The organism is Planotetraspora kaengkrachanensis (assembly GCF_016862895.1).
GTDB lineage: Bacteria > Actinomycetota > Actinomycetes > Streptosporangiales > Streptosporangiaceae > Planotetraspora > Planotetraspora kaengkrachanensis.
In genome coordinates, this window is record NZ_BONV01000010.1 from 211,662 (window position 1) to 235,636 (window position 23,975).

A 23,975-nucleotide genomic window follows, 5' to 3' on the forward strand; every position below is an offset into this window, starting at 1 on the left:
CGGCGGCGCTCTCCCTCAGGAATGGAATGTGGACCTGTGACCGGTGTTGTCCGGCTCAGGGCGCGGAAACCGTGTGCGCATCTCGACGATGCAGGTGTCGCGGGACGTGGGACCGTCGAATCGGAGGCGATCGTAGGCCGCGAACTCGGGTTCCAATGCATCGAGTTCGTCGATCAGAGCGTGCAGGCGCTCGGACCACTGCGCTGACCCGGCATCCGGCTCGTCCGGCGCGGCCTTGATCGCGCTCGTCAGGTAACCCTTGCGCTGGATGTTGGCCGGGGTGACCGAGTGCAGACACACATATTGCCCGCTCAAGTAGGAGCTCCACTCGTCCCGTGCCACAGCATGGTCGGCCCAGTAGTCGGTGAACCAGGTTTCGAGCCGGTCCATGCCGCCCGCCTGTTCCGTGAGAGCGAACAGGTCGGCCGGAACCATCTCGGCGCCGTCGGAGCGGAGGTAGCCGGGAAGCGGCAGGCGCCGCTCCAGCATCAACTGGCGGACCTCGTCGGCATCGCGGCCGCGTGCCGCGCACAGTTCCTCAAGGACGACGAACTGCACGCTGACGTAGGCGTCGTCGGCGTCGGACATCGGATGGTGTCCGTTGACCTCCAGGAACCGCTCGGCAAGCCGCAGTTTCAGGTCCGTCTTCATCACGATTGGCCTTTCGCCGTCACCCGCGCGGAGACTCCGCACAACGTGCTCCGCACGCTAGCCATGGACCATTTCGGCCCTGATCGAATCATGCAGGCGCGTCGACACCCGTTGGCGTCCCGCCGCCGTCACCGGCCGGCTCCCGGCCGGGACAGGTGGAATACGGCGACCGGCAGAAATCCTGCGCGAAAGATCTCTATAGTCGATGACCATGCCAATACAGAGCAATGCGGGCGATTCGGGAACCGTACGGGGAGTCGGGAATCTAGCCCTTACGGTCGCTTTGCTGCTCATCGTTCTTCATACGCAGGCGCCTCGGGACTGGTCGGCTCTCGCAATCGTCGTGCTCGCCGTGATCGGTGTCGGCCTCCGGATTGAGGCGGCGATCTCATCGATCGCAGCCGGACGCCCTGGAGCAGTCGAAGCGGAAGAAGCCCACCAGGACTAGCCTCGTCGGTCCCGCTCGACGTCGCCGACCCTCACGCCTGGAGAGGGTGCCGGAAGGGCATTCCTGCACGTGGTCGCGCGGTGGGGCATCGGTCGGAGAAACAGGTTTCGAGCGCGAAACCTACATGTACATGAAGGCCACAATGCCCATGAACATGTATCCACCGACGAACACGACCAGGCTGGCCAGCCAGAATCCGACAGCCGCTCCGAACCGGAGATATCCACGACCGTACGGCCGTGCCACATGCCGTCCGATTCCGGCACCGCCGATCAGCACCCCCACAGCCATGGCGACCATGGGCCATCGAGGCGAGGGGAACCAATCACGAAAGACCCATGGACACAAGGCGAGCAGCCCGGCATGTAAGACCGCGAAAGCGACTGCCACCTCTTCAAGAGGAGCGCGCACAATGTGGCCCTCATCAGTGCCCATCACGGCAGGATGATCTCATGCGCTCCACTCGAGATGCGCCGAATCTCTGTTAAGTCCGAGACACCCCACCATCCTGCGGCGAAGAGCCTGATTTCTCGCAACGCGCTTCAGTCGTCGAGCCCGACGAGCAACCCGGCGACGCCGAGCCCCGTCGTCAGGTAGTTGACGAACAAGTGATTACTCAGAGCCCACTTCGAACGGCGGTTGCGGACGAGGAACATCGCGTCATCCAGGGAGTATCCGAGGGTCAGGAGCGCCTGGACGATGACGAGACCCGACCGGTTGTAGCCGGCCTGGCAGCGAACCAGGACCTTGCGGTCTTCCCGCACGGCTGCTGCTGCGAACTCCCCGAGTTCCACGACCTCCGCGAGCTGCCGGGATGTGAGCGGTCCGTCCGGGATCTCACAACAGCGGTGGACGACTGCTTCAGCTGGGCCATGCCCGTCACGGCGATAAAGGCTGACGACCACATCGAATTCACTCCCGACGACCACCGGAAGCAGGCCACCGGACGAGTCGCGGTAGTGATGTCCGCCCATGAACAGACCAGGAACGATCTCGTTCCAGGGGAAGTCGGCATAGGGTGCGCCCCGGCCCTCGATGCGCATCTGCACCTCACCGTCAACATGGCCCGCCAGGTACGGACGGGCGGATCAGCATCTCCCGCGATTCACCCTACATTCGCGGCCGATCCAGATGATTTGGCGAAGGTTCAGTGGTGGTTCAGAGGTGCCACCGGCAGGGCGCGTACTTCCGGCGTCGTAGTCCGATAGGTCGTTGATCCCGGCGCGGTAGCGGCGGATCACTTCGCTCGTGCGACGCTTCTGAACAGTCGCTGGACGACGATTTCGGTCATGAGAACCCCCCTCGGCACATCCATCGGCCCCCGAACAGGCGGACGGTCAACAGCCGGAAGCGTCGGCATCGAGCCGGGCGCCCGTCCGGGGATCATCCTCGCCGCGGTCGCCGTCGTGCAGTTCATGGTGTCGCTGGATCTGTCGGTCGTTAACGTCGGACTTCCCCAGATCGCCGCCGGCCTCGGGTTCAGCGCAGTGGGGCTGACCTGGGTGATCCACGCCTACGCGCTCACCTTCGGCGGACTGCTCCTACTGGGCGGCAAGGCCGCCGACCGATACGGTCGCAGGCGGCTCCTGCTGCTCGGGCTCGGCCTGTTCGGCCTCGCCTCGCTCGCCGGCGGCTTCGCCCAGGAACCCGGCCATCTTGTCGCCGCCCGTGCCGTACAGGGCGTCGGGGCCGCCGCGCTGGCTCCGGCCGCGTTGGCGCTGCTGGCCGCGACGTTCCCTGCGGGCAGGGCCCGCGTCCGGGCCTACGGCATCTGGAGCGCGGTGAACGCCGCCGGGGCCGCCTTCGGCGTCCTGATAGGCGGTCTGCTCACTGAGTACGCCGGTTGGCGCTGGGTGATGTTCGTGAACGTGCCGATGGCCGTGATCTCGCTGTTCATGGTCTGGTGGAGCGTCTCCGCCGGCCCGTCGACGGTGCGACGGGGCCGCCCGGACGTCCTCGGCGCCGTCCTGGCCACGGCCGGCATGACCCTGCTGGTGTTCGGCATCGTCCGCACCGACCAGTATTCGTGGACCTCGCCGGTCACCGTGACGACCCTGGCGGCCGCCGCCGCTCTGCTCATCGCGTTCATCCGCGTCGAGCGGGTCACCGCCCGCGAACCGTTGATCCGGCTCGGACTGTTCGCCAACCATTCGGTCGCCGGCGCGAACGCCTACAACATCCTGGTCGGCGCAGCCATCACCGCAGCCTCCTACTTCGCGTCCCTGTATCTGCAAAGAGTGCTCGGGGTCGGGCCGGCCCTGACCGGGATCGAGTTCCTGCCGTTCGCCCTCGGTGTGATCGTCGGCTCCGTGCTCGCCGTCAAACTCGGCTACCGTCTCGCACCGCGCACCCTTCTGGTCGTCGGTGGACTGCTCACCGCGGCCGGGTTGGCCTGGATGGGCATGATCAGCGCAGACGGCTCCTTCGCCACCGACGTCCTGGGGCCTTCGATCGTCGCCAGCATCGGCTTCGGCCTCTGCCTCGGACCGGTCGTCTCCACCGCCACCACCGGTGTCGCTTCGCACGAGACCGGCACCGCATCGGCCCTGCTCAACAGTTCACGCCAGATCGGCGCCTCGCTCGGGCTGGCCGTCCTCGGCACCGCCGCGCACAACCGCACCGGCGAGGCCGTCACGCCCGAGGCCCTCAACGACGGGTACGCACTCGGCCTGACGCTCAGCGCCGCGCTCCTGGTCGCAGCCGTCCTCATCGCCCTCACCGTCCTGCGCGGGACCCGCCCGCCGTCACCGGCCGAGCAGACCGATGACCGCGACTTGCTTCCCGTCCAGGACTGAACGCCACAGGAAGGTCGCATCGACATGACCGTCACCCCGATCGATCTCTTCTCGTCCCGCATCCGCCTTCACCAAGGCGGCAGGATTCACACCCAGAAAAGACGAATGGATTCCGACCAGGACGGTTGGCAGCTGACGGCCTTCTACGCGAGGACCGACGCCGACGTACACGCCGACCACTGGGAGGTCCACCCCGAGGCCGAGGAGATCGTGTCGTGCCTCATCGGGAAGATACGGCTCTACCTCCGGCCGGAGCAGCCGGGACAGCAGGAGGAAGAGATCAGGCTGACGGCCGGAACGGCCGCCATCGTCCCGCGCGGCAGATGGCACCGCATCAAGCTGGACATTCCCAGCAACATCATGGCCGTCACCCTGCCGCGTGGCAGCCGGCTGGAGAAGCGGACCGAGGCCTAGACAAACGGGCGTCGCGGAACCGTCCAGCACGGGCCGTCGCCACCTGGCCGCCGTCATCAGCTCGTCGCGAGAATTCCCGATGACACCATGTCTGGCGGATGCCACGCTCGTGGCATGGAACGCGTCTCGATCCGCCCAGCCCGGCTGGAGGAACTTCCGTTCCTTGATGGGCTGCTCCTGCGGTCGAAGTCGCATTGGGTGGGCGGACGCGTGGCGGACGTTCCCGCCGTGACGCCGGAGCTCACGGCCGAGGACATCGCGTCTCGCCATGCGACGGTCGCCGAGAAGGACGGCGTCCCCATCGGTTTCTACACGCTCAACGAGCACGAGGACTACCTGGGAATCGGCCTGTTCTTCGTTGATCGGCCGTTCATCGGCACGGGGGTCGGGCGCCTGTTGTGGAGTCACCTGGTCCAGCGCGCGGTCACCCTGGGCGCACGTCTGCTCGGCGTCGGAGCGGAGCCGCGCGCCGAGGGCTTCTACCAGCGGATGGGCATGGTCAGCCGGCACGAGTTCGATCACAACGGTGAGCGCCTGATCTGGATGACCGGCGAAATCGGCAAGGTCGTCACCTGACTTCTGCGTGTCCAGGGTGTCGGCCGGCTCGCGCGGACATCACGGGCCGCCGCATTCAGTAACGACAGAGTCCAGCGAATCGGGGACGCCGGCGGTCGACATGACGTCGAACACTCCTTGGCTGTGACTCCGCACCCCAGCCAAGGGAGGCGGCCATCGCCCGGGCCCGGCCGCCTCCGTTTGCGCTCAAGGACGTCTCAGCTTCACCGCGATGAAGCATGGCGCTTGATGAAGCTTGTCGTAGGCGGCTTCGTCGATGTCCCGAAGGCCGACCGCGGGGCGGGGTTCGATCAGTTGCTCCAGCACGAACCCGGCGGTCAGGAGCTCGCCCAAGAACGTCTCCAACGGCATCCGCTGGTAGTGGATCGCGAAACTGCCATCCGCGACAGGCAGGTCGCTCCAGTCCTGACTGAAGTACGAGTCGCCGAAGCGCCGCCAGTCGGCTGTTGGGTGAGTGGTCGATACGAGCAGCCATGCCCCCGGGCGCAGGGCGCAGCGCAGTTCATCCAGCAGTTGCGCGCGGTTCCTCACGTGATGGAGTACGAGGGCGCAGACCGCCCCGTCGAACGACGCGTCAGCGGCGAAACCGAGTGGCTCTTCCAGATCATGGAGAAGTAGTTCTGCTTGCCCGTTCACGCGTGCTCGTGCATGGCGCAGCAACGTGGCGCTGCCCTCGATGCCGACCACCTGGGCGCCGCGGGCCGAGAGTTCGGCCGCATAGTGGCCTGCTCCACAGCCGACGTCCAGGATTCTGGCCCCGGAGACATCGCCCGCCAGTTGCAACATGGCAGGTCTGTCCGTGTAGGCGTTGTACGGGCTCGTATCCGCGTTCTTCGCGAAGAAGTCGCCGAGTGCGTCGTGATAAGCGGTCGCCCTGTGCACCGGGTCATCATGACGCGCCCACACGCCACGTCTCCATTGAGTTCCAGTTGAGACGGTGGATGGTGTTCAGGGACGTGTCCTCCTGCAGGCTCTGCGACGGTGCGACGCTCGGTCAGTCCGCAGAACGCCGTCGCCAAGGTGGAACTGCCGCCGCTCCACCACGCGGGATCACACGTCGCAGTTCTGATTAGCCCTTGATCGCGACCTGGGGCAAAGGCTTCATCGTCGAGCTCGAAGTCGAGGGGCGTAGGGCCCATGCATGATCAGTACCCAGCGCTCGATCTAGGATGCGACGGTGCAAATTTCCATGCAGGTCCCCCACGATGAGAAACGGCTACGGCGAACACTCCGGTTCCTCCTCCGTCCGCAGCTGAAACTCATCCGCATCATGGGCGGAGTGCTGATCGTCCTCGGCCTCGTCCTGGTGGCAATGGATCCCTCGGACCCGATCGCCTACCTGGCCATGATCCTTGGACTGCTGTTCGCGGTCGCGGTCGCACCGATCGCGATGGCTCAGTCCATGCGTGCGCAGTCCGACGTCATCAAGGACGGGTTTCACGTGACTCTGGACGACGAGTGGGTCACCGTGGTCTACCCGCTCGCTGAGTCGCGGTTTCGGTGGGCCGGCCTCGGTCGCGTCGTCGAGACCCCCGAGGTCTGGTACATCATGTTCGGCAAGTACCAGGCGGTCACGATCCCGAAGGGCTCGATGGCCGATGAGCAGCGGGCCGAGTTCGCCGCATTCGTCGACAGGTTGCAGCACGCCTGAGAGTGACGGCCATCCCATCGGATTCATAGACCAGGCGGCCTTCGCCACCCCGTTTTTCGTCGACCCACGACGGAGCAACAGAGGGCCGACCTGCCCAAAGGCACCCGCTTTCACCACCTCAGGCACTTCTACGCGTCGAATCTCATCCGGGCGAACCTGAATCCGAAAGTCATCCAGACGCGTCTTGGCCACGCCACAATCGCCAAGACCATGGACACCTACGGGCACCTGTTTCCGGATGATGAAGACCTCGGTAGAGTGCCGTCGAAGCCATGGTCACCGCAGCACTGACGGAACAGCAGCGGAACAGCAGCCTCAAGTAGCCGCATAGACACAGGTCAGAGACTTAACAGCGGACGAGTCGGCCTGTAGGCCGGGTACAAATTCCGCACCCTCCCCACCTGCACGCTTTCGCTCCACCTCCGAAGCGACCTGCGATGACGCTTCCGTTCGTTGTCTCGCCTGCCAGCACTTTCCGGTGCCATGTGCCCCCAAAGTGCCCCCGCCGGATGCATCACGCTACGACTGATGGCGGTGAAAGACTTCGTGTAGCCAGTGATCGAAGTACCTGCGTACAGCGTCCCTGTCCCGAGGATTCAGGGCCAGCCATTCGCGGGCGGCCCGAACCATCTCGGCCTTGGCAAGGTCTTCCTCGGCTGGCTTGAGCTCCACCCAGTCGGTGAGCTCACCCCACAAGTTGTACATGCTGACCGCGTACGCGTACTCGCCGGTGGTGATGACCTCGATCGTGTCGCCCATGAATTGCAGCCCAACGTCGTAAGGGTCGTCCGCGCGAAGGAGCTGTCCCGCGAGCTCGCGGGTGTGCTCGAGATAGGCCGGCCAAACCTCGTCGTCTGAGCTGCTCACGGGCCGAGAATCACACGTCGCCGTGCGCGGCCGCAAATCCTGGTGGATCAGGTAACAGCAACAGGTGTTCGAACTGGTCTTACAGGGCCTCTACCTGCGGAGGTAGTCCACTCCCGTCCGCCAGTGTCCAGCGTCGTCCGTCGGCGTATCACGCAGTTGGTCACTCACCTTGACCTGTGCCGCGATAGCCTGCTCGCCTGATCGGCGACCAGTCACTGCGGCGAGAGGACAGGATGGGCATCCGCATCAACGGGATCGTCATCGACGCCACCGATCTTGACTTGCTCGCCCGCTTCTGGAGCGAGTTACTCGACCTGGCGATCACCCGCCGAGAAGACGGCTGGATCAGCCTTGGCCCCAACCTGGCCCTTCAATTGGTCTCAGAGCCGAAGACCGTCAAGAACCGCATTCACTGTGATCTGGTCGCCGATGACTTCACAGCGGCGACCGCCCGAGCAGCCGAGCTCGGAGCCACCCCGGCCGGAGACATCCAGGAGAACCTCTGGCAGGTCTGGCAGGACCCGGAAGGCAACGAGTTCTGCATTTGCATGTCCTGATCAGCAGGGTGACCGTTTCCCTCGGCGTCTTGGACCGTTTCTCCGTCTCATGTCCCCTGCGAGTGTGATGTGCGCTCCCGCACGCGCGGGCCTTGTCCTGATCTCTCGTCTGCTGTCGTCCCACCGCGTAGCGGCAGCGGGCCGGCGACGGAGGGTCAAGCCTGGCCTCGCGTGTACATGTTCCCGGGTGACCTTCCTCGCGCGCTGGGTTGCCCAACGTGCACGGCCGGGCTTGACCTGGAGGAGTCGATCTGCTGGGCTCTGCCTGGGTCGATGGCAGGCGGGCGATCAGGACCTTCACCTCAGCCATCTACGGCCCGCCATGGTGCGCGGGCGTCCCCTCTCGGAGCTGGAGCGCCCCGGGGTTCGGGGCGGAGCCCCGAGGTCTTCCCCCGGCACTTCCCCGCCTCCTCACTCCCTTCCCTTCTTCCTCTCACACAGCGTCGCCTATCGGCTTCCGGGGCCTGCTCGGCTCCGTGCCTTCCCGTGGCCATGACCGTTCACCCATTGGGGAGAGACCTTCATCGGCACAAGCCGCTATGCCGTCGATCCGATGGCTCACGCCGCTTGTCGGCGTTGGTGTGCGCCGCCGCCGGCGGGACCGGCCGAACGATCTGCGGCACACCTTCGCGAGTACGGCTCTGGCCGAAGGCGTTCCGATCTCCGAGGTGTCCCGATGGCTCGGCCACGAGTCGATCACCACGACGGTTGACCTCTACGGGCACCTCGTGCCGGAAGCCTTCGAACGAGCTCGTACGGCGCTCGACAACGCGTTCCGCTCCGCGCTCGATGTGCCCCCAGTATGCCGCCGATCATGAATGAGGCGGGAAGAACCCCCAGCCCAGGCGGGGAAACAGCGGACGAGTCGGCCTGTAGGCCGGGTTCTGTGATCAGCCGGAGCCGATCGGCGGCCATCCATCTAGGACCGCCGTTGCCGGCGGCCTCAAGCGGTCTACCCGCGCGGCTCGGGCGAGCAGCCCTCGAACGTCGCGCGCGGAACGCCTCCTAGGAGGCGCCCCTTCTTGACCTTGCTCCGGGTGGGGTTTACCTAGCCGCCCACGTCGCCGTGGGCGCTGGTGGTCTCTTACACCACCCTTTCACCCTTACCCCCGAAGGGGCGGTCTGCTCTCTGTGGCACTGTCCCGCGGGTCACCCCGGGTCGGCGTTACCGACCACCCTGCTCTGTGGAGCCCGGACCTTCCTCGGCGGGGCCCGAAAGCCCCGACGCGGCCGCCCGGCCGACTCGTCCGCCGTACTCACAAGCCTAGCGGGTCGGCCGGATCTCCCCCGCCACAGCGGCCTCCCGGCTCAGCTCTGAAGGTGCGCGGTGTCGTTGAAGGAGCGCATCACGCAGGGGCCGTCGGCGTAGTAGTCGATCACCGAGAGGCAGGCCAGGTCGAGGTACATCCGGTACAGCGCCTGCGGAGGGGCGTCGAGGGCCGACCGAACGAGCAGCTTGATCGGCGTCACGTGCGACACCACGAGCACGGTCCTGCCCTGGTGCGCCTCGATGATCCTCGCCCTGGCCCGCTCGACCCGGAGGGCGGTCGTGGCGAAGCTCTCGCCGCCCGGTGGAGCCACCTCGGGGTCGGCCAGCCAGGCCGCAAGCTCTCGCGGCCACCGCTTCTGGATCTCGGCGAACGTGTGCCCCTCCCACGCGCCGAAGTCCGTCTCGCGGAGGTCCTCCTCCACCGACACGGCCACACCCGTACGCGCGGCCACGGCCTCGGCGGTCTGCCTGGCACGCGTCAGGGGTGAGCTGACGATCGCATCGATCTCGTACGGCTTGCGCGACAGCCGGGAGGCGACGGCTTCGGCCTGGGCCAGGCCGACATCGGTGAGAGACGGGTCGCCGAGACCGGAGAAGCGCTTGTCCACCGACAGCCGGGTCTCGCCGTGCCGCAGGAGGATCAGCGAAGTGGGCCGGAGGGACGGCCGCGCCATCCATCCGGTGCCGCCGCTCTCCGAGGACTCGGAGGACGCGACGGTCTCGGATGGCTCGACGCGCGTCGTCACGGAGGTGCCGGCGGAACCCGTGGAGAATCCTGCCGCGGAATCCGCGGCGGCATCCGTGACCGAGCCGGTGCCTGAGCCGGTGATCAAGCCGGTGACCGACTTCGTGGCCGAACCCGTGGCCGGGAGGGTCTTGGCCTGCCACTTCTCACCTCGCGCCGCGGCGTCCATCGCCTCGTTGGCGAGCCGGTCAGCGTGGGTGTTCTTCTCTCTCGGGATCCACGTCCACGTCACCCGGAACCGCCGCGCGAGCGCGGCGGCCTCCAGCGCGAGCGGCCGCAGTCCTTCGTGCTTGACCTTCCACCGGCCGGCCATCTGCTCAATGACCAGCTTGGAGTCCATCCGCACCGTGACGGCGGAGCCTTCGGCCCCGAGAGCGACCAGCGCCTCAAGCCCGGCGATCAGCCCGCGGTATTCGGCGACGTTGTTCGTCGCGTGCCCGATGGACTCGGCGGCCTCGGCGACGACCTGCCCGTCGGCGTCCTTCACCACGGCGCCGTATCCCGCGGGGCCGGGGTTGCCCCGCGACCCGCCGTCGGCCTCGACGGCGAACGAGCTCACAGCCCGGACTCGGGGGTTCGGACCAGGATCCGGCGGCATTCCTCGCAGCGGACCACCTCGTCCGCGGCGGCGGCCCGGATCCGGTTGAGATCGGCGATCGACAGGCTGGTGCGGCACCCGAGGCACCGGCCGCCCTGCAGCATCGCGGCTCCGGTGCCGGACTGGTCGCGCAGCTTCTCGTAGAGGCCGAGCACGTCCGCCGGGATGTCGTCGGTGATCCCGGATCGCTTGCCCTGCAGTTCGGCGGTCTCCTTGTCGAACTCCGCGAACGCGGCGTCGCGCCGGTCCCCCGAGGCGGCGAGCGCGGCCGTCACCTCGTCCCGCTCGGACTTGAGCGAGGAGACCTGGGTGTCGACGGCCTCGCGGCGCTCCATGATCTCCAGCACGACCTCCTCCAGGTCGCCCTGGCGGCGGTGGAGCGAGGTGATCTCGGACTGGAGGCTCGCCAGGTCCTTGGGCGAGGACACCTGGCCGGAGTCGAGCCGCTTTTGGTCACGCTCGGCCCGGATGCGCACGGCGTCCACGTCGGACTCGGCCTTGGCCTGGTCGCGCGACAGGTCACCGGCCTCGGTCTCGGCGGCGATCACCTGGGTGGCGAGCTGAGCGAGCCTCTTCGACGTCTCTTCGATCTCGGCGAGTTCGGGCAGGGTGCGACGGCGATGCCTCAGCCGGTCGAGCCCCGCATCCAGCTCGGAAAGATCGAGCAGACGCCTCTGTGCTTCGGGTGCGGCCTTCATCCCCATCCTCGATCCAGGTCTGTGGTCGTCCATACATCCGTGACGACGCGGGAGATACGCGCCTCAACATTAATGCCCCTGGCCGCCATCGCCGACGTCAGATGTGCGGCGGCGTCGGCGAGCCAGGGCCATTCCGTGGCCCAGTGGGAGGCGTCGATGAGCGCGGGCCGGTCGCCCGCCTCCATGTGCTCGCTGGCCGGGTGGTGGCGCAGGTCCGCGGTCAGGAACACGTCCACGCCGGCGGCCCGGGCCGCTGCGAGCAGCGAATCCCCCGCTCCCCCGCTCACGGCGACGGTCTCGACCATACGCTCCGGGTCGCCCGCCACACGCAGTGCCGTACGGGGAAGACCGGCCGCGGCGAGTTCGGCGAACCGTCCGAGCGGCATGGGCGCGGGCAGCCGGCCGATCCGGCCGAGCCCGCGGCGCGGGTCGTCGGCCGACGGCTGCAGTGGCCGCAGCTCGGAGCTCAGCCCGACGGCCCGGGCGAGCGCGTCGGAGACTCCGGGGTCGGCGACGTCGGCGTTGGTGTGGGCGGTGTAGAGCGCGACGTCGTTCCTGATCAGCCGGTGGACCACCCGGCCCTTGAACGTGGTCGCCGCGACGCTCGTGGTGCCCCGGAGATAGAGCGGGTGGTGCGTGACGATCAGGTCGGCGCCCCATTCCAGCGCCTCGTCGACGACCACCGCGACCGGGTCCACCGCGAACAGGACCTTCCGTACCGGCAGCGCGGGATCGCCGCAGACGAGCCCCACCGCGTCCCAGGTCTCGGCCCAGGCGGGGTCGTATCGCGCCTCGAGTTCGGCGACGACCTCGGCGAGAGAGCAGGTTGACATCCGCGCAGACTATCGAGAACGGCAAACCGAGGTAACGTCCATGTGACACCAGGCTGCAAGGGAGGACCCCGACGTGCCCGTTGACCAGCAGGACATCCACAGGGACGCGGTCGTCGCAGACACGCACAACGATCTCCTGATGGCGGTGTCCGCGCGCCCGCCGAAGAAATGGGCCTCCTTCTTCCGCGATCAGTGGTTGCCCCAGCTGGTCGAGGGCGGCGTCGACGTCCAGGTCCTCCCGGTGTTCATCGACGACGCGTACCGCCCGGAGGGGGCGCTGCGCCAGACGCTCCGCATGATCGAATGCGCCCACGTGCTGGCCGAGGGCAACCCCGACGCGGTGCGCCTGTGCCGCGACGGCGCCGAGATCGACCAGGCGCTCGCCCTCGGGAAGATCGCCCTGGTGCTCGCCATGGAGAGCATGCCCGGCGTCGACGCGAGCGTGGAGCTCGTCTCGACGATGCACCGGCTCGGCGTACGCGTCGCCTCCATCGCCCACTGGGGCCGTACGGCTCTCGCGGACGGGAGCGGGCAGGACGGCACCGGATCACGGCTGACCAGTCACGGTGTCGAGGCCCTCCAGGAGATGGAACGCCTCGGCATGATCTTCGACGTGTCCCACCTGGGCGCCTCCGGGGTCGGGCACGTCCTCGAGCTCGCGACCCGGCCGGTGATCGCCACCCATTCCTCGGCACGCGCGCTGCGCGACCATCACCGCAACCTGACCGACGACCAACTCCGGGCGATCGCCGCCGGCGGCGGTGTGATCTGCGTGAACTTCCTGGCGGCCTTCCTGACCATGGACGCCCGCGCGGCCACGGTCGACCACCTGGTCGACCACATCGAGCACATCGCGGGCGTCGCCGGCATCGACCACATCGGCCTCGGGCCCGATTTCATGAGAGAGGTCCATGTCGACCTCACCCCGCCGTGCTGCGAGGGCTTCAGCTACAGCGAGATCGACGCGACGGCGGCCATTCCCGGCCTCGAGGGGCCCCGCGGGCTGCCGTTGGTGACCGAGGCCCTCCTCAAGCACGGCTTCTCCGACGACGAGATCGTCAAGATCGTCGGCGGCAACGTGGTCCGCCTGTTCCGCGCCGAGCTGGGGCAGGGACGCGCGTGAACCTCGACGGCATGCTGGCCGACCTCGAAGAGCTCGTCGTCTGCGAGTCGTACTCGAGCGACCACGACGCGGTCGCGCGCAGCGCGGAGGTGGTCGCCGCGATGGGGACCCGGATGCTCCAGGCGAAGCCCGAGACGGTGGTGATCGGCGGGGTCACCCACCTGCGCTGGACGTTCGGCACACCCCGGGTGCTGCTGCTCGGCCATCACGACACGGTTTGGCCGATCGGCTCGCTGCGCGAACATCCCTGGTCGGTCTCCGGCGGCATCGCCAGGGGGCCGGGGGTCTTCGACATGAAGGCTGGGCTGGTGCAGCTCTTCCACGCGCTGGCCTCGCTGCCGTCGCCGGACGGGGTCGCCGTGCTCGTCGTGGGCGACGAGGAACTCGGCTCCCCCACGTCCCGCCCGCTGATCGAGGAGGGCGCGGCGGCCTGCGAGGCGGCGTTCGTCCTGGAGGCCAGCGCCGACGGCGGAGCGCTGAAGACGGCGCGCAAGGGCGTCTCCCGGTACGAGCTCGTCGTCCACGGCCGGGCGGCCCACGCCGGCCTGGAGCCCGAGCTGGGCGCCAACGCCGGAGTCGAGCTGGCCCACCAGGTCCTCGCGATCGCCGGCATCGCCGACGTCGTCGATTCTTCCTCGCGGGCCGGCCTCGTCTCGGTCACGCCGACGCTGATGTCCGCAGGGACCAGCGCGAACACGGTTCCCGCAATCGGCAGGGTCGCCATCGACGTCCGCGTTCCCGACGCCCGTGCGCAGGCCCGGGTGGACGAGCTGATGCGCGCCCTCACGCCCAGGACCCCGGGCACCCGGCTGGAGCTCGTCGGCGGCCCGAACCGCCCGCCGCTCGACGCGTCCGCGTCCGCTGAGCTCTTCGAGGTCGCGGGACGGATCGCCGGCGACCTCGGCATGGGAGCCCTCGACGGCGTCTCGGTGGGCGGCGGCTCCGACGGCAACTTCACCGCAGGGGTCGGCTGTCCCACGCTCGACGGGCTCGGCGCCGTGGGCGGGGGCGCCCACGCGCCAGGGGAGCACGTCGTCGTCGCGGAGATGCCCGTCCGGGCTCGCCTGGTCGCGGCGCTGACCTCCCATGTGCTCGCCGGCGAGCGTGCCCGGTGAGCGCCGCGGGGCGGCAGGCCGCCGACGCCGCGATCAGGAGCGGCGTACGGCTCCGCGAGCTGCATGACATCCCCTCGTTCGTACAGGTGGCCAGGCTGTTCGACGACATCTGGCACCCCGATCCCACCGACCCGCCCATCACCGTCGAGATGATGCGGGCGCTGTCCCACGCGGGGAACTACGTCGCCGGCGCCTACGACGGCACGGCTCTCGTGGGCGCGTCGGCCGGATTCTTCGCCGCTCCCGTCGGCACGGTGCTGCACTCCCACGTCACCGGCGCGGTCAGGCGGGGCGCCGGGTTCGCCCTGAAGCTCCACCAGCGCGCCTGGGCGCTCGACCGGGGAATCGGCGTCATCACCTGGACCTACGATCCGCTGGTACGGCGCAACGCCTATTTCAACCTGGCCAAGCTCGGGGCCCGCCCCAGTGAGTACCTGCCGGAGTTCTACGGGTCCATGACCGACGCGGTCAACGCGGGCGACGAGTCCGACCGGCTGCTCGCCGTCTGGCGGCTCACCGATCCGCACGTCGTGGAGGCCTGCGATGGCAGGCCGTACCGGCCGGAGGTCCCGGCGGACGCGGTCGCCGGCGTCGCGTCGCACGAGGGGCGTCCGGTGGTCGGGCCGACGGACGCGCGTGTCGTGCTCGTCGCGCTCCCCGAGGACATCGAGGCTCTCCGCCAGCGTGATCCCGGGCTCGCCAAGGCGTGGCGGCACGCCGTACGAGAGGTGCTGGGCGGGATGATGGCCCAGGGCGCCCGGGTGACGGGCCTGGCCGACGGCTGCTACGTGGTGGAGCGCACATGAAGATCACAGGAGTCGAGCTGCGGCGGATCTCGATGCCGCTGGTCGCGCCGTTCCGCACGTCGTTCGGGACCGAGCACTCCCGCGACGTGCTGCTGGTGCGGGTGGTGACGCCCGAGGCGGAGGGCTGGGCCGAGTGCGTCGCCATGGGTGAGCCGCTGTACTCGCCCGAGTACGTCGACGGGGCTGCCGACGTGATGCGCCGTTTCATGGTCCCGGCGCTCACGGCGCTGCACCACGTCGACGCGTACGGCGTGGGCCAGGCGCTGGAGCCCCTGAAGGGGCACCGGATGGCGAAGGCCGCTCTGGAGACGGCCGTGCTGGACGCCCAGCTGCGGGCCTCCGGGGAGTCGTTCGCGCGCTTCCTCGGGGCGTCGAGGGACGCCGTGCCCTGCGGCGTCTCTGTTGGGATCATGAATTCGATCCCGCAACTGCTCGACACGGTCGACGGCTACATCGCCGAGGGGTACGTCCGGATCAAGCTCAAGATCGAGCCGGGCTGGGACGTCGAGCCGGTCCGCGCCGTCAGGGAGCGCTTCGGGGACGTGCTGCTCCAGGTGGACGCCAACGCCGCCTACACGCTGACCGATTCCGCCCATCTCGCCAAGCTCGACGCGTTCGGCCTGCTGCTGATCGAGCAACCGCTGGCAGACGACGACCTCGTGCAGCACGCCGAGCTGGCCCGGCGGCTGCGGACGCCGGTGTGCCTCGACGAGTCGATCGAGTCCGCTGCCCACGCCGCCGCGGCGATCTCGCTCAAGGCCTGCTCGGTGATCAACATCAAGCCGGGACGGGTCGGCGGTTATCTGGAGGCCCGGCGCATCCACGACCTGTGCCGGGCGAACGGCGTCGCCGTCTGGTGCGGCGGCATGCTGGAGACCGGAATCGGCCGCGCCGCCAACGTCGCCCTCGCCGCGCTTCCGGGGTTCACGCTGCCGGGTGACACGTCGGCGTCGCGCAGATACTTCGCGAGAGACGTCACGGCGCCGTTCGAACTGCGCGACGGGCACCTCGACGTGCCCACCGGCCCGGGGATCGGCGTGGACCCCGATCCGGCCGTGCTCGACGAGGTGACGACCTCCGTGGAATGGCTCGCAGGCTAGCGATACCCTAAAGGTGGTTTGCCCGCTTTTAGTATCGAATCTCCCTTAATTGGCGACAGGTCGGCCAAGTGTGGTCATCTGATCACCGGGGGGATCTGGTGGACTTGTGGCACGGATGGTCGGTTAGGACGCGCCTGGCGGTGATCGCGAGCGCCGTCATGCTGCTCGTCTGCGCTGCCGCCGGGGCCTTCGTCCTGATCTCGGTCCGTGGCACCGCGGAGAAGTACAAGACCGAAGAGGTCGTCTCGACGGCCGTCCGGGTCAGCTACCTCATCAAGCGCGAGCGGCTGCCCCCGGTCATCCTCGACGAGGACGTCTCCGCGGTCCAGGTCGTCAATCCCACGGGCCAGATCGTGTCCACGAGCTACGACCTGTCCGGCAGGCCGCGGATGGCGGCCTTCCGCCCCAGTGAGTCCAGCGCGCAGGAGAGCAAGGTCATCTGCCGCTCGCCCGCGTACCCGGACCAGTGCGTGATCGTCGTCGCGCTGCGCGTCCCGCAGTCCGACGGGCAGTGGCTGGCCTACGCCGCCGGCTCCGAGGTGCCCTGGTACGTCAGCTCCGAACTCCTCATGGCCCTCATCGGCAGTTCCCTGCTGCTGATCGGGCTCACGGCCTTCGGGACGTACCAGACCGTGGGCAGGGCGCTGTCCCCCGTCGAGGCGATCGCGGACAAGCTCGCCGTGATCACCACCACCGACCTGGGCCAGCGCGTGCCTGTGCCGAAATACCGCGACGAGATCAGACGGCTAGCGGAAACCGCCAACCAGACACTCGACCGGGCCGAACTCGCCGTCGAACAGCAGCGGCGGTTCGCCTCCGACGCCTCCCACGACCTCCGCAGCCCGCTGACGGCCATGCGCACCGAGATCGAGGAGGCCCTGCTCCATCCGGAGTCCACCGACTGGCTGGTCACCAGCGACGCCCTGCTCGACAGCCTGGACCGGCTGCAGGCCCTCGTCACCGACCTGCTCCAGATCGCGAGGCTGGACGCCGGAGCGGCTCCCAAACTGGAGCACGTCGACCTCGCCGACCTGGCCACCCGCGAACTCGACCGCCGCCAGCGCAAGGTCGACGTGGCCAGGGAACTGGAGCCGGGGGTGGTCGTCGTCGGCGACAGGCTCCGCCTCGCGCGCCTGCTCAACAACCTGCTCGACAACGCCGAACGCCACGCGGCGTCGCTGATCACGGTGCGCGTTCGGCTCGACAGGCAATGGGGGGCCCTGGAGGTCGTCGACGACGGCGCGGGCATCCCAGCCGACCAGCGGGAGATGGTCTTCGAGCGCTTCACCCGGCTCGACGCGGCCCGCAGCAAGGACGCCGGGGGCACCGGGCTCGGGCTCTCGATAGCCCGTCAGATCGCGGAGAGCCACCGGGGAACGCTGAAGATCGAGGACAGCTCGGTCGGCGCCAGGTTCGTGTTGCGGCTGCCCATGGCCGGGGGCGTCTGACGCTCACTCGCCGATGGCGACGACGGCTCCGGGCCGTTCACGGTCTGTCACCCCGGCGGCCGGGACGACGGGGGCCGGCGGGGGATCCGGGCAGCGGCACTCACGGTGTGGGGATCGGGCTTGCCGCTCAGCAGGTTGTCGATGGACATGACCGCCTGATCGAGCATCCGGCCCATCCCCTGGAGCGTGTGGGACGCGACGTGGCCGGTCACGATCATCCGGCTGCCGAAGTCTTCGAGCAGCTTCGCCGCCGCCTCGGAGTCCTTGCTGTAGAACCCGTCGAACGCGGCGAGCCGGATGCGGCCTGTCTCCATGCTCGTGTACAGGGCTTCGGGGTCCACCACCGACGGACGGGCCGTGTTGATGAGGATGGTTCCGGGGCGGACCCCGCCGAGGACCTCATCGTCGATCATGGACGAGGTCGTGCTGTTGCCGGGGACCATGACGACGAGGATGTCACTCCACTCCGCCAGGTCGGGAAGCGCCTTGAACTCCATGCCGAGCGTCCGCTCGAGACGCTTCTTCGGGGTCCGGCTGTAGTACGCCACGTTCGCGTCGAAGGCGCGCCGCAACATCTCCGCGATTCGCGAGCCGATGACACCCATGCCGACGATGCCGACGTTCCGGGCGCTGAGCTCGTACGGCAGGTCCTGGACCGATTTCCAGTCGGGGTAGCGGTTGCCGATCAGCCGGAACATCTGGAGGTTGGCGTTGATGATCTGCGCGACGGTGAACGTCGCCACCGAGTCCCTGGCCGCCCCGGGTGTGAAGGTCACGACCATTTTCAATTCATCGGCCGCGGCCATGTCGACGAACGTCTCGTAGCCGACGCCGAGGAAGGCGACGACCTTCAATGTGCTCTTAGCGCTCTCCAGAGCCGCGCGGGTGGCGCGCTCCTCCCCTCCGTGCAGGTAGGCGACGACGTCCTTGAGCTCGCGCGCCAACTGCTCTTCGGTCAGCAGAGGCGGAGGCTGTCTGATGTCGTATCCCCGCGCCCGCAGAACCTCCAGCCGTCGCGCGTCGATGCCTGAACCTGTGACCAGGATCGTCCCCTTGCCCGCCCCATTGCGAGTAGAACGACCAGCCATACCATGATTGTCCGATACATCCGTGACAGCATCAGTATGGGGCATTTCACCTCTCGGACTAGAGACACGAGCGTCCCTTGTTCGCGCGAGTGACTCCCGTCGCAGCGATCCCGCCTGCCGTGGAGCCGCCCGTCCGGACCGCAGAGCAGAAAATCATGATATGCGGGCACCCTTGAGGCGTCTCCACCCATTCGGTGAGTTTCTCCGCACTTCGGCCGTCAAGAACGATCTTGGCGACGCATATCGACATCGGCGCCCTGAACGGATCTTCACGTGCGGGATCGGAGACGCCGGCCGATTCGCGGCGACGGCATATATGATTTCCGGCATTCTCGCGATCGATTTGCGGCCCACCCAGGAATTCCGTCGCGCGGACGCAAATGCCCAGAAAGCAACGACCGGAACTTCAAACGTCACCTGAATTCATCCGGCGACCCCGCCGAATATCGGCCGGCTCCGCCTTCGGCATGCGAACGAGGACGGAGCCCGCGAGGACGGCGCGCGACGCCGGACGCCACATCCCGATACGGACATTCACAAAATTGAATATCGGCCACCCATAATGTGGGCGGTACGTGAAGCAACCGGAACCGTCCCTGATCAGCGGGCTGATCGTTTCGCTCTTCATCTCGCCGACCGTTCCTGTAGAATCTCATTCGAGTTCCAAGGGGCTCGGGACCGCGACGAGAGAGCCGTTACATATGGAAGTGTCCGGCAGATCGCTTCGAATGTTTCTTGCAATTGTAAGCGTCGTCGCCGGAGCCGCCCTCGGCTCAGCCGCGCAGGGCCTCATAGACGGTTCTCGTGAAATCACGGTCGCGGCTCTGACGATTTTCTGTCTGCCGGCGATCGGCGCCGCCGCGGTGATCATCGAGATCCACAGACTGGTGGACGATCACACAAGGACGACCCAGCAGGCCATGCGGGACCTCGCCCGTCAATTCGGCCCGCGCGTGGAACTCCAGCCGTACGTCGCGAGCGCGCGGACCACCACCATGATCGAGCACTGCCGGGCGATGTTCGAGCTGAAGACCGATACGGTAGCGAAGGCCTCGAACAAGAGATTTCCGTACAAGTTTATCCTCGTCGATCGGGAGCCGATTGTTCTCCGGCTCCGCCATTTCGACGAGAACAGCGAGACCACGCTGATCTGGGGCGACAGCATCATCACCGACCCGCAAAAGGGACTCATCGACGTCTTCCTGCAACTGTGGAAGGATATCGACAACGATCCGAGCACCGAATCGGTCATCGCCATGCATCTGAATCTGGATCCAGCGGAATATCCCGCGACGCCGGGCCTCTCCGGCGGTGGCCCTCGCGGACGGCCGGTCCAGGCAGATGAACGGCGCCGACGAAGGGTGAGAGGAACCCGGGGCCACCCATTCGTCGTTCAGGAGTCAGCGGCCGGTGCGAAGAGCGTCATGTCGGATTGGGGCGTACAACTGAAGGGGGTCAGGTACTCGTGAAGCTGCAACCGCGGCAACAACTCCTGGAAATGTGGGAAGCGGCCACCCGTACGTCTATGCGCAGCGGGGGCTGGACATGGGGAGGCCGCGACGGGTCGAACTCCATTTCGGACGCCGAGCAACTCCTCTGTTTCATGTATCCGGCCTCCGAACTGCCGGGATTCCGGCTGGACACCCCGGACGAGACCTCCGACGACGTGTTGACCGCCCTCGCGAAACTGGGCGACAGCGTTGAGATCCCCAAGCTCCTCCTGAAGGTCATCAGCGAGTATCTGCGCACCTATACCGGAGACGACGGACGTCCGCTCTTCTCCGGCGGCACCTACTTCGGCGCCGCCGACCCCGACGCCGAGGTCACCCCGGAACAGCAGCAACTGGACGTGGTCGACTCCTTCTCCATGTCCATCACGCTCATGTTGAGCACACTGGGCTTCCTCAAGATCTTCCGGCAGAGCGTCCGCCGGGAGGACATCCGCCGGGAGATCAGGGAACTCGAGGAACTCGCGAACATCCGCCTGTCGGCGGCCATGGTCGGGCTGCTGCGCAGCTTCACGGTCAACGCCTTCGACCCCGGCTCCGTCGCCGGCCGCGCCCTGCTGCGCACCGTCAACCAGACCGGCGCCCCCGAGCGGCGGATCCTCGACGACCTGCGACGCGAGTTGCGGCCCATGCGCGCCGGTCTGCGTGACCTCACGATCGGATCCGGCAGTGAGGTCGACCTCGACAACGAGAACCTGCTCTTCGAGTGCGGGTGGTCCTGGGGGATCGTCAAGGACGCCCCCGACGTCGACACGCCGTTGCACGTGGGCCCCCAGGCCAAGGGCGTCGCCGCGGACACGCCCTTCCTGTACTTCACGGTCAGCGCCCTCGTCGGCGTCCAGGATCTGTGGTCGGAGCGGACCCGAGTGCTCGGCCTGCTCGACGACGACCAGCTGACCCTGTCCCAGGCGCTCCAGCGCCGATGGGACATCACGCAGCGCTACTGGCGCACCATCGCCATGTACGGCAGGGGCACGTGGCCTCTGGAGGACATCCCCTGGAAGACCTCCGACGAGAAGGAGTCCGAGTACTACAGCCTCGTCGTCAGCGCCATCGTCGTGCAGAGCCTGGTCAACAACCGGACCGGTGACGTCGACCTCAACCGGGTCGCGGACGTCCTGGAGGAGTTGGCCATCCGGGCGAGGATCATCCGCCGGGCCGTACCCGGAGACCCGCCCGTGCACCTGCACTCGCCGGGCGTCCAGGTCAATCTGCAGGGCAGCGACGCGGTCGGCCCGCCCCTCGTCTGGGTGGTGTCCGACTTCGCGGTCAAGCTCCTGATCAGAACCATCCTCGCGGCGTCGATCGCGCAGAGCACCACCACCAGGGAACGGCTGCTGACCCTGGCCGACAGCGTGTGGCGGCATCTCATGCTGCGCCGCAACAACGAGGGACCCGGCCGGGGCCTTTGGGACCAGCCGGGCAACGTCTACTCCGACATCGAGGTGCGCCACGAGGAACCGTCGTGGTACTTCACCGAGCGGGTCGCGGAGTTCCTCGTCGCGGCCGCCCAGGCCAGTGGGGACTCCCCGCTCAGGAGCCCGGAGCTGGTCGATCTCGCCTACCAGATGCTCAGCGAGGCGGAGCACCTGCTGGACCAGGAACTCGTGACCCGGCCCCTGATCGCCGGGCAGACCATCCAGCCCAAGCTGCGCAGCATTCAGGCCGCGCTCAGCCGGGCACGAACGATCATCACCAGCAGGCCCGCCACCGCCAACGCCCTCGTGATCGACGCGCTGCTCGACCTGGAACGTCTCACCACCGCTCGGGACAGTGCGTCGGAGGCGATCTGATGTTGATCTTCGCCATCTCGGACAAGGGCGGCACCGGCCGCTCCGTCACGAGCACCAACATCGTCTATCGGCATGCCCTCCAGGGCAACGACGTGTGCTACCTCGACTTCGACTTCGGTTCCCCCACGGCCGGGGCGATCTTCAGCGTCGGCTCGGTCGCCAGGGGGACCACGCGCACGGGTCTGCACGACTACCTCCTGAGCGAGGGCTCCCCCGAGCCGCACCGCGTCGACGTCTGGACCGAATCCGACCGCGAAGGGCTCCGGACCAAGCCACCTGGAGCGGGGCGGCTCGTGCTGCTTCCCGGCAACGAGGGCGGCGGTGAGCTGCCCGCCGTGGATGAGGAGATGCTCCGCAGATGCGTGCAGCTCTTCAGCCGGCTGGACGAGGAATTCGATCTGGTCATGATCGATCTGAGTGCCGGGCGTTCCTTCACGGCCGAGCTGGTCCTTCAGGCCACCGTCCGACTGCCGACGGTCCCCTTCCGATGGCTGGTGTTCCACCGATGGACCCGGCAGCACATCATCGCGGCCGACGGCCTGGTCAGAGGTGGCGACGGGCTTCTCGACGTGGGCGCAAGGTTCGGTCACGACCGTGACACCCTGCGGGACCGCATCCGGTTCGTCCGGACCGCCGTACTCGAGCCCGACGCCGCCGAGCTGGTGGGGCTGCGCGACGAGCAGCGGGCATGGTTGTCCGCGTGCGACAGCGAGCTGCGCGAGCTGGCCGGCCGGCACAAGGTCGGCCGTACGGTGATGCTCGGCAAGATCCCGCTGGATCCGATCCTCCAGTGGCGTGAGCAGCTCATCTCTGACGAGGACGTCCTGGCAAGCAAGATCGCCAATGCCGAGACGGCGGCCGCGTTCGACGACCTGGCCAAGAAGATCGTTGACGACAACGCGTGGGAGGGTCTGTGACGTCGGTGAACGCGACGTTCGGCGAGGTGACGGCGGAGCGTCGTGTCGCCGCCACTCCCCTGTCGCACGTGTCCATCGAACTCGGCCATCTCTACATGGAGGACTTCGAGGCGGGCCCCGAACGGTTGCGGGAGCAGTTCCGCCGGGTCGCACCCTGGGCCGGCGCGGTCCGGTCGAGCTGGCAGAACCGGGTCCCGGGCGGCCGGGCCAGGGTCAGCACGTGTTTCCTCATCGACGATTACTTCAGCCGTTTCAGCACGCCCGCCGAGCTGGTGCCCATGGTGCTCGACGCGGCGGCCGAGTGCGATCTGACCATCGACTACCTCGCCAGAGAGTCCTCGTGCGCGGAGTCGAACGGAATCGAGCTGGCCAGACTCGTCGAAGGCCGGCTGGTGAACGATCCGCCGCCCGACACCAACGGGTCCCGCCCGCCGGTGAAGGAGAGCGGCTGGTTGTGCAACGGCGCCCGCTCGCCACAGGTCGGCACCGTGCAGGCCATGGGGAGGACGTCCCCGTGGGCACCGCCTCTCCAAAACGCCAAACGCGGCCACTCCATCTTCGTGGACGTGGAGCTGTGGGACGAGCGCGGCGGGAGGCGCACCTGGTCGTGCCCCTTCCTGGCCGCGGTCTGGCAACTCCTGCGTCTCGGCCTGCTACGCGCGGACGGGCAGGTTCCGCTCCGTCCCGTCCCGCGCGGGGACGGCTTTCCCGATGACTGGGAGTCGCTCCCCGCCATAGTGCAGCTGAATCCGGCAGCGGCGCCGTTCAGCGCGTACACGACCCTGTCCGTCCTTTCTCCTCGTTTCCTGCCCGTCGAACTGGCCGTGCGCACGATCCTGAGCCAGGTGGCGGTGGACGCCGACGTCCTGCGGCAGGTGATCGCGCGAAGCGGTGGCGAGGACATCCAGCTCGAAGAAGAGCTCGTCGACCGCATCTCCTACGTCTTCACCTAGGGGTTTTCGAGCTGATGCTTG

At 67.8% G+C, this 23,975-nt stretch carries 25 protein-coding genes and 1 other RNA gene; 16 read left to right on the plus strand and 10 right to left on the minus strand.

The window, feature by feature from the left end; all coding sequences use genetic code 11:
• Positions 1-15: 15 nt before the first annotated feature.
• From Pka01_RS14500 to Pka01_RS14510, 3 genes are all read right to left on the minus strand, one after another.
• Entirely contained in the window at positions 16-651 is a 636-nt protein-coding gene (locus Pka01_RS14500; RefSeq protein WP_239114976.1) for a DUF6058 family natural product biosynthesis protein, read from the minus strand.
• Between the two features lie 568 nt (positions 652-1,219).
• Positions 1,220-1,390 (minus strand): hypothetical protein, encoded by a 171-nt coding sequence (locus tag Pka01_RS14505; RefSeq protein ID WP_203883242.1) that lies wholly within the window; start codon positions 1,388-1,390, stop codon positions 1,220-1,222.
• Positions 1,391-1,641: 251 nt separating this feature from the next.
• Positions 1,642-2,142, minus strand: a complete 501-nt coding sequence (locus Pka01_RS14510) for a protein-tyrosine phosphatase family protein (RefSeq protein WP_203883243.1) — start codon at positions 2,140-2,142, stop codon at positions 1,642-1,644.
• Between the two features lie 246 nt (positions 2,143-2,388).
• Between Pka01_RS14510 and Pka01_RS14515 the strand changes: the two genes are divergently transcribed.
• From Pka01_RS14515 to Pka01_RS14525, 3 genes are all read left to right on the plus strand, one after another.
• A complete protein-coding gene (locus tag Pka01_RS14515) occupies positions 2,389-3,894 on the plus strand; it encodes an MFS transporter (protein ID WP_203883244.1) in 1,506 nt (501 codons plus the stop codon).
• A 105-nt stretch (positions 3,895-3,999) separates the two neighbouring features.
• Positions 4,000-4,308 carry a cupin domain-containing protein gene (locus Pka01_RS14520; RefSeq protein WP_239114977.1) on the plus strand — a complete coding sequence of 103 codons (309 nt, stop codon included), beginning with the start codon at positions 4,000-4,002 and terminating at the stop codon, positions 4,306-4,308.
• Positions 4,309-4,422: 114 nt separating this feature from the next.
• The gene (locus Pka01_RS14525) at positions 4,423-4,884 is read left to right on the plus strand and encodes a GNAT family N-acetyltransferase (RefSeq protein ID WP_203883246.1); all 462 of its coding nucleotides are present in this window, start codon (positions 4,423-4,425) and stop codon (positions 4,882-4,884) included.
• Positions 4,885-5,070: 186 nt separating this feature from the next.
• On the opposite strand, the gene Pka01_RS14530 is transcribed toward Pka01_RS14525, so the two are convergent.
• A complete protein-coding gene (locus Pka01_RS14530) occupies positions 5,071-5,766 on the minus strand; it encodes a class I SAM-dependent methyltransferase (RefSeq protein WP_203883247.1) in 696 nt (231 codons plus the stop codon).
• Between the two features lie 295 nt (positions 5,767-6,061).
• Between Pka01_RS14530 and Pka01_RS14535 the strand changes: the two genes are divergently transcribed.
• Complete coding sequence (locus Pka01_RS14535) at positions 6,062-6,535, plus strand: YcxB family protein (protein WP_203883248.1); 474 nt, start codon at positions 6,062-6,064, stop codon at positions 6,533-6,535.
• A 90-nt stretch (positions 6,536-6,625) separates the two neighbouring features.
• Complete coding sequence (locus tag Pka01_RS14540) at positions 6,626-6,826, plus strand: tyrosine-type recombinase/integrase (protein WP_203883307.1); 201 nt, start codon at positions 6,626-6,628, stop codon at positions 6,824-6,826.
• Between the two features lie 228 nt (positions 6,827-7,054).
• Here Pka01_RS14540 and Pka01_RS14545 read toward each other — a convergent pair whose 3' ends face one another.
• On the minus strand, positions 7,055-7,402 hold the full coding sequence (locus tag Pka01_RS14545) for a hypothetical protein (RefSeq protein WP_203883249.1): 348 nt from the start codon (positions 7,400-7,402) through the stop codon (positions 7,055-7,057).
• A gap of 233 nt (positions 7,403-7,635) precedes the next feature.
• Between Pka01_RS14545 and Pka01_RS14550 the strand changes: the two genes are divergently transcribed.
• Both Pka01_RS14550 and Pka01_RS14555 read left to right on the plus strand, forming a co-directional pair.
• Entirely contained in the window at positions 7,636-7,959 is a 324-nt protein-coding gene (locus Pka01_RS14550; RefSeq protein ID WP_203883250.1) for a VOC family protein, read from the plus strand.
• 539 nt (positions 7,960-8,498) lie between these two features.
• On the plus strand, positions 8,499-8,777 hold the full coding sequence (locus tag Pka01_RS14555; protein WP_203883251.1) for a tyrosine-type recombinase/integrase: 279 nt from the start codon (positions 8,499-8,501) through the stop codon (positions 8,775-8,777).
• Positions 8,778-8,816: 39 nt separating this feature from the next.
• On the opposite strand, the gene rnpB is transcribed toward Pka01_RS14555, so the two are convergent.
• The 4 genes from rnpB to Pka01_RS14575 form a co-directional block, all read right to left on the minus strand.
• An RNA gene (gene rnpB, locus Pka01_RS14560) (RNase P RNA component class A) lies at positions 8,817-9,205 on the minus strand.
• A 62-nt stretch (positions 9,206-9,267) separates the two neighbouring features.
• On the minus strand, positions 9,268-10,572 hold the full coding sequence (locus Pka01_RS14565) for a bifunctional RNase H/acid phosphatase (protein ID WP_203883252.1): 1,305 nt from the start codon (positions 10,570-10,572) through the stop codon (positions 9,268-9,270).
• Positions 10,530-11,270, minus strand: a complete 741-nt coding sequence (locus Pka01_RS14570) for a zinc ribbon domain-containing protein (RefSeq protein WP_203883253.1) — start codon at positions 11,268-11,270, stop codon at positions 10,530-10,532. Before Pka01_RS14570 ends, Pka01_RS14565 begins: the two co-directional genes overlap by 43 nt.
• Positions 11,267-12,103, minus strand: a complete 837-nt coding sequence (locus tag Pka01_RS14575; protein WP_203883254.1) for a Nif3-like dinuclear metal center hexameric protein — start codon at positions 12,101-12,103, stop codon at positions 11,267-11,269. Before Pka01_RS14575 ends, Pka01_RS14570 begins: the two co-directional genes overlap by 4 nt.
• Before the next feature lie 73 nt (positions 12,104-12,176).
• Here Pka01_RS14575 and Pka01_RS14580 point away from each other — a divergent pair, with 73 nt between their 5' ends.
• The 5 genes from Pka01_RS14580 (at position 12,177) to Pka01_RS14600 (ending at position 17,695) form a co-directional block, all read left to right on the plus strand.
• A complete protein-coding gene (locus Pka01_RS14580; RefSeq protein WP_239114979.1) occupies positions 12,177-13,226 on the plus strand; it encodes a dipeptidase in 1,050 nt (349 codons plus the stop codon).
• Positions 13,223-14,341, plus strand: a complete 1,119-nt coding sequence (locus Pka01_RS14585; protein ID WP_203883255.1) for a M20/M25/M40 family metallo-hydrolase — start codon at positions 13,223-13,225, stop codon at positions 14,339-14,341. The genes Pka01_RS14580 and Pka01_RS14585 overlap by 4 nt, the downstream gene beginning before the upstream one ends.
• Positions 14,338-15,147 carry a GNAT family N-acetyltransferase gene (locus tag Pka01_RS14590; protein WP_239114980.1) on the plus strand — a complete coding sequence of 270 codons (810 nt, stop codon included), beginning with the start codon at positions 14,338-14,340 and terminating at the stop codon, positions 15,145-15,147. Before Pka01_RS14585 ends, Pka01_RS14590 begins: the two co-directional genes overlap by 4 nt.
• Positions 15,144-16,247 carry an o-succinylbenzoate synthase gene (gene menC, locus Pka01_RS14595; RefSeq protein WP_203883256.1) on the plus strand — a complete coding sequence of 368 codons (1,104 nt, stop codon included), beginning with the start codon at positions 15,144-15,146 and terminating at the stop codon, positions 16,245-16,247. The genes Pka01_RS14590 and menC overlap by 4 nt, the downstream gene beginning before the upstream one ends.
• A gap of 140 nt (positions 16,248-16,387) precedes the next feature.
• The gene (locus tag Pka01_RS14600; RefSeq protein ID WP_239114981.1) at positions 16,388-17,695 is read left to right on the plus strand and encodes a sensor histidine kinase; all 1,308 of its coding nucleotides are present in this window, start codon (positions 16,388-16,390) and stop codon (positions 17,693-17,695) included.
• A 47-nt stretch (positions 17,696-17,742) separates the two neighbouring features.
• Here Pka01_RS14600 and Pka01_RS14605 read toward each other — a convergent pair whose 3' ends face one another.
• The gene (locus Pka01_RS14605) at positions 17,743-18,783 is read right to left on the minus strand and encodes a 2-hydroxyacid dehydrogenase (protein WP_203883257.1); all 1,041 of its coding nucleotides are present in this window, start codon (positions 18,781-18,783) and stop codon (positions 17,743-17,745) included.
• A gap of 575 nt (positions 18,784-19,358) precedes the next feature.
• Between Pka01_RS14605 and Pka01_RS14610 the strand changes: the two genes are divergently transcribed.
• Genes Pka01_RS14610 through Pka01_RS14625 form a run of 4 tightly spaced genes read left to right on the plus strand, consistent with a single transcriptional unit; the run spans position 19,359 to position 23,954 of the window.
• Positions 19,359-20,252, plus strand: a complete 894-nt coding sequence (locus Pka01_RS14610) for a hypothetical protein (protein WP_203883258.1) — start codon at positions 19,359-19,361, stop codon at positions 20,250-20,252.
• Entirely contained in the window at positions 20,249-22,084 is a 1,836-nt protein-coding gene (locus Pka01_RS14615; RefSeq protein WP_275414468.1) for an SCO2524 family protein, read from the plus strand. Before Pka01_RS14610 ends, Pka01_RS14615 begins: the two co-directional genes overlap by 4 nt.
• The gene (locus tag Pka01_RS14620; protein WP_203883260.1) at positions 22,084-23,001 is read left to right on the plus strand and encodes an SCO2523 family variant P-loop protein; all 918 of its coding nucleotides are present in this window, start codon (positions 22,084-22,086) and stop codon (positions 22,999-23,001) included. Before Pka01_RS14615 ends, Pka01_RS14620 begins: the two co-directional genes overlap by 1 nt.
• Positions 22,998-23,954: an SCO2522 family protein gene (locus Pka01_RS14625; protein ID WP_203883261.1), complete on the plus strand. Its 957-nt coding sequence runs from the start codon at positions 22,998-23,000 to the stop codon at positions 23,952-23,954. Before Pka01_RS14620 ends, Pka01_RS14625 begins: the two co-directional genes overlap by 4 nt.
• The last annotated feature ends 21 nt before the right edge of the window (positions 23,955-23,975 follow it).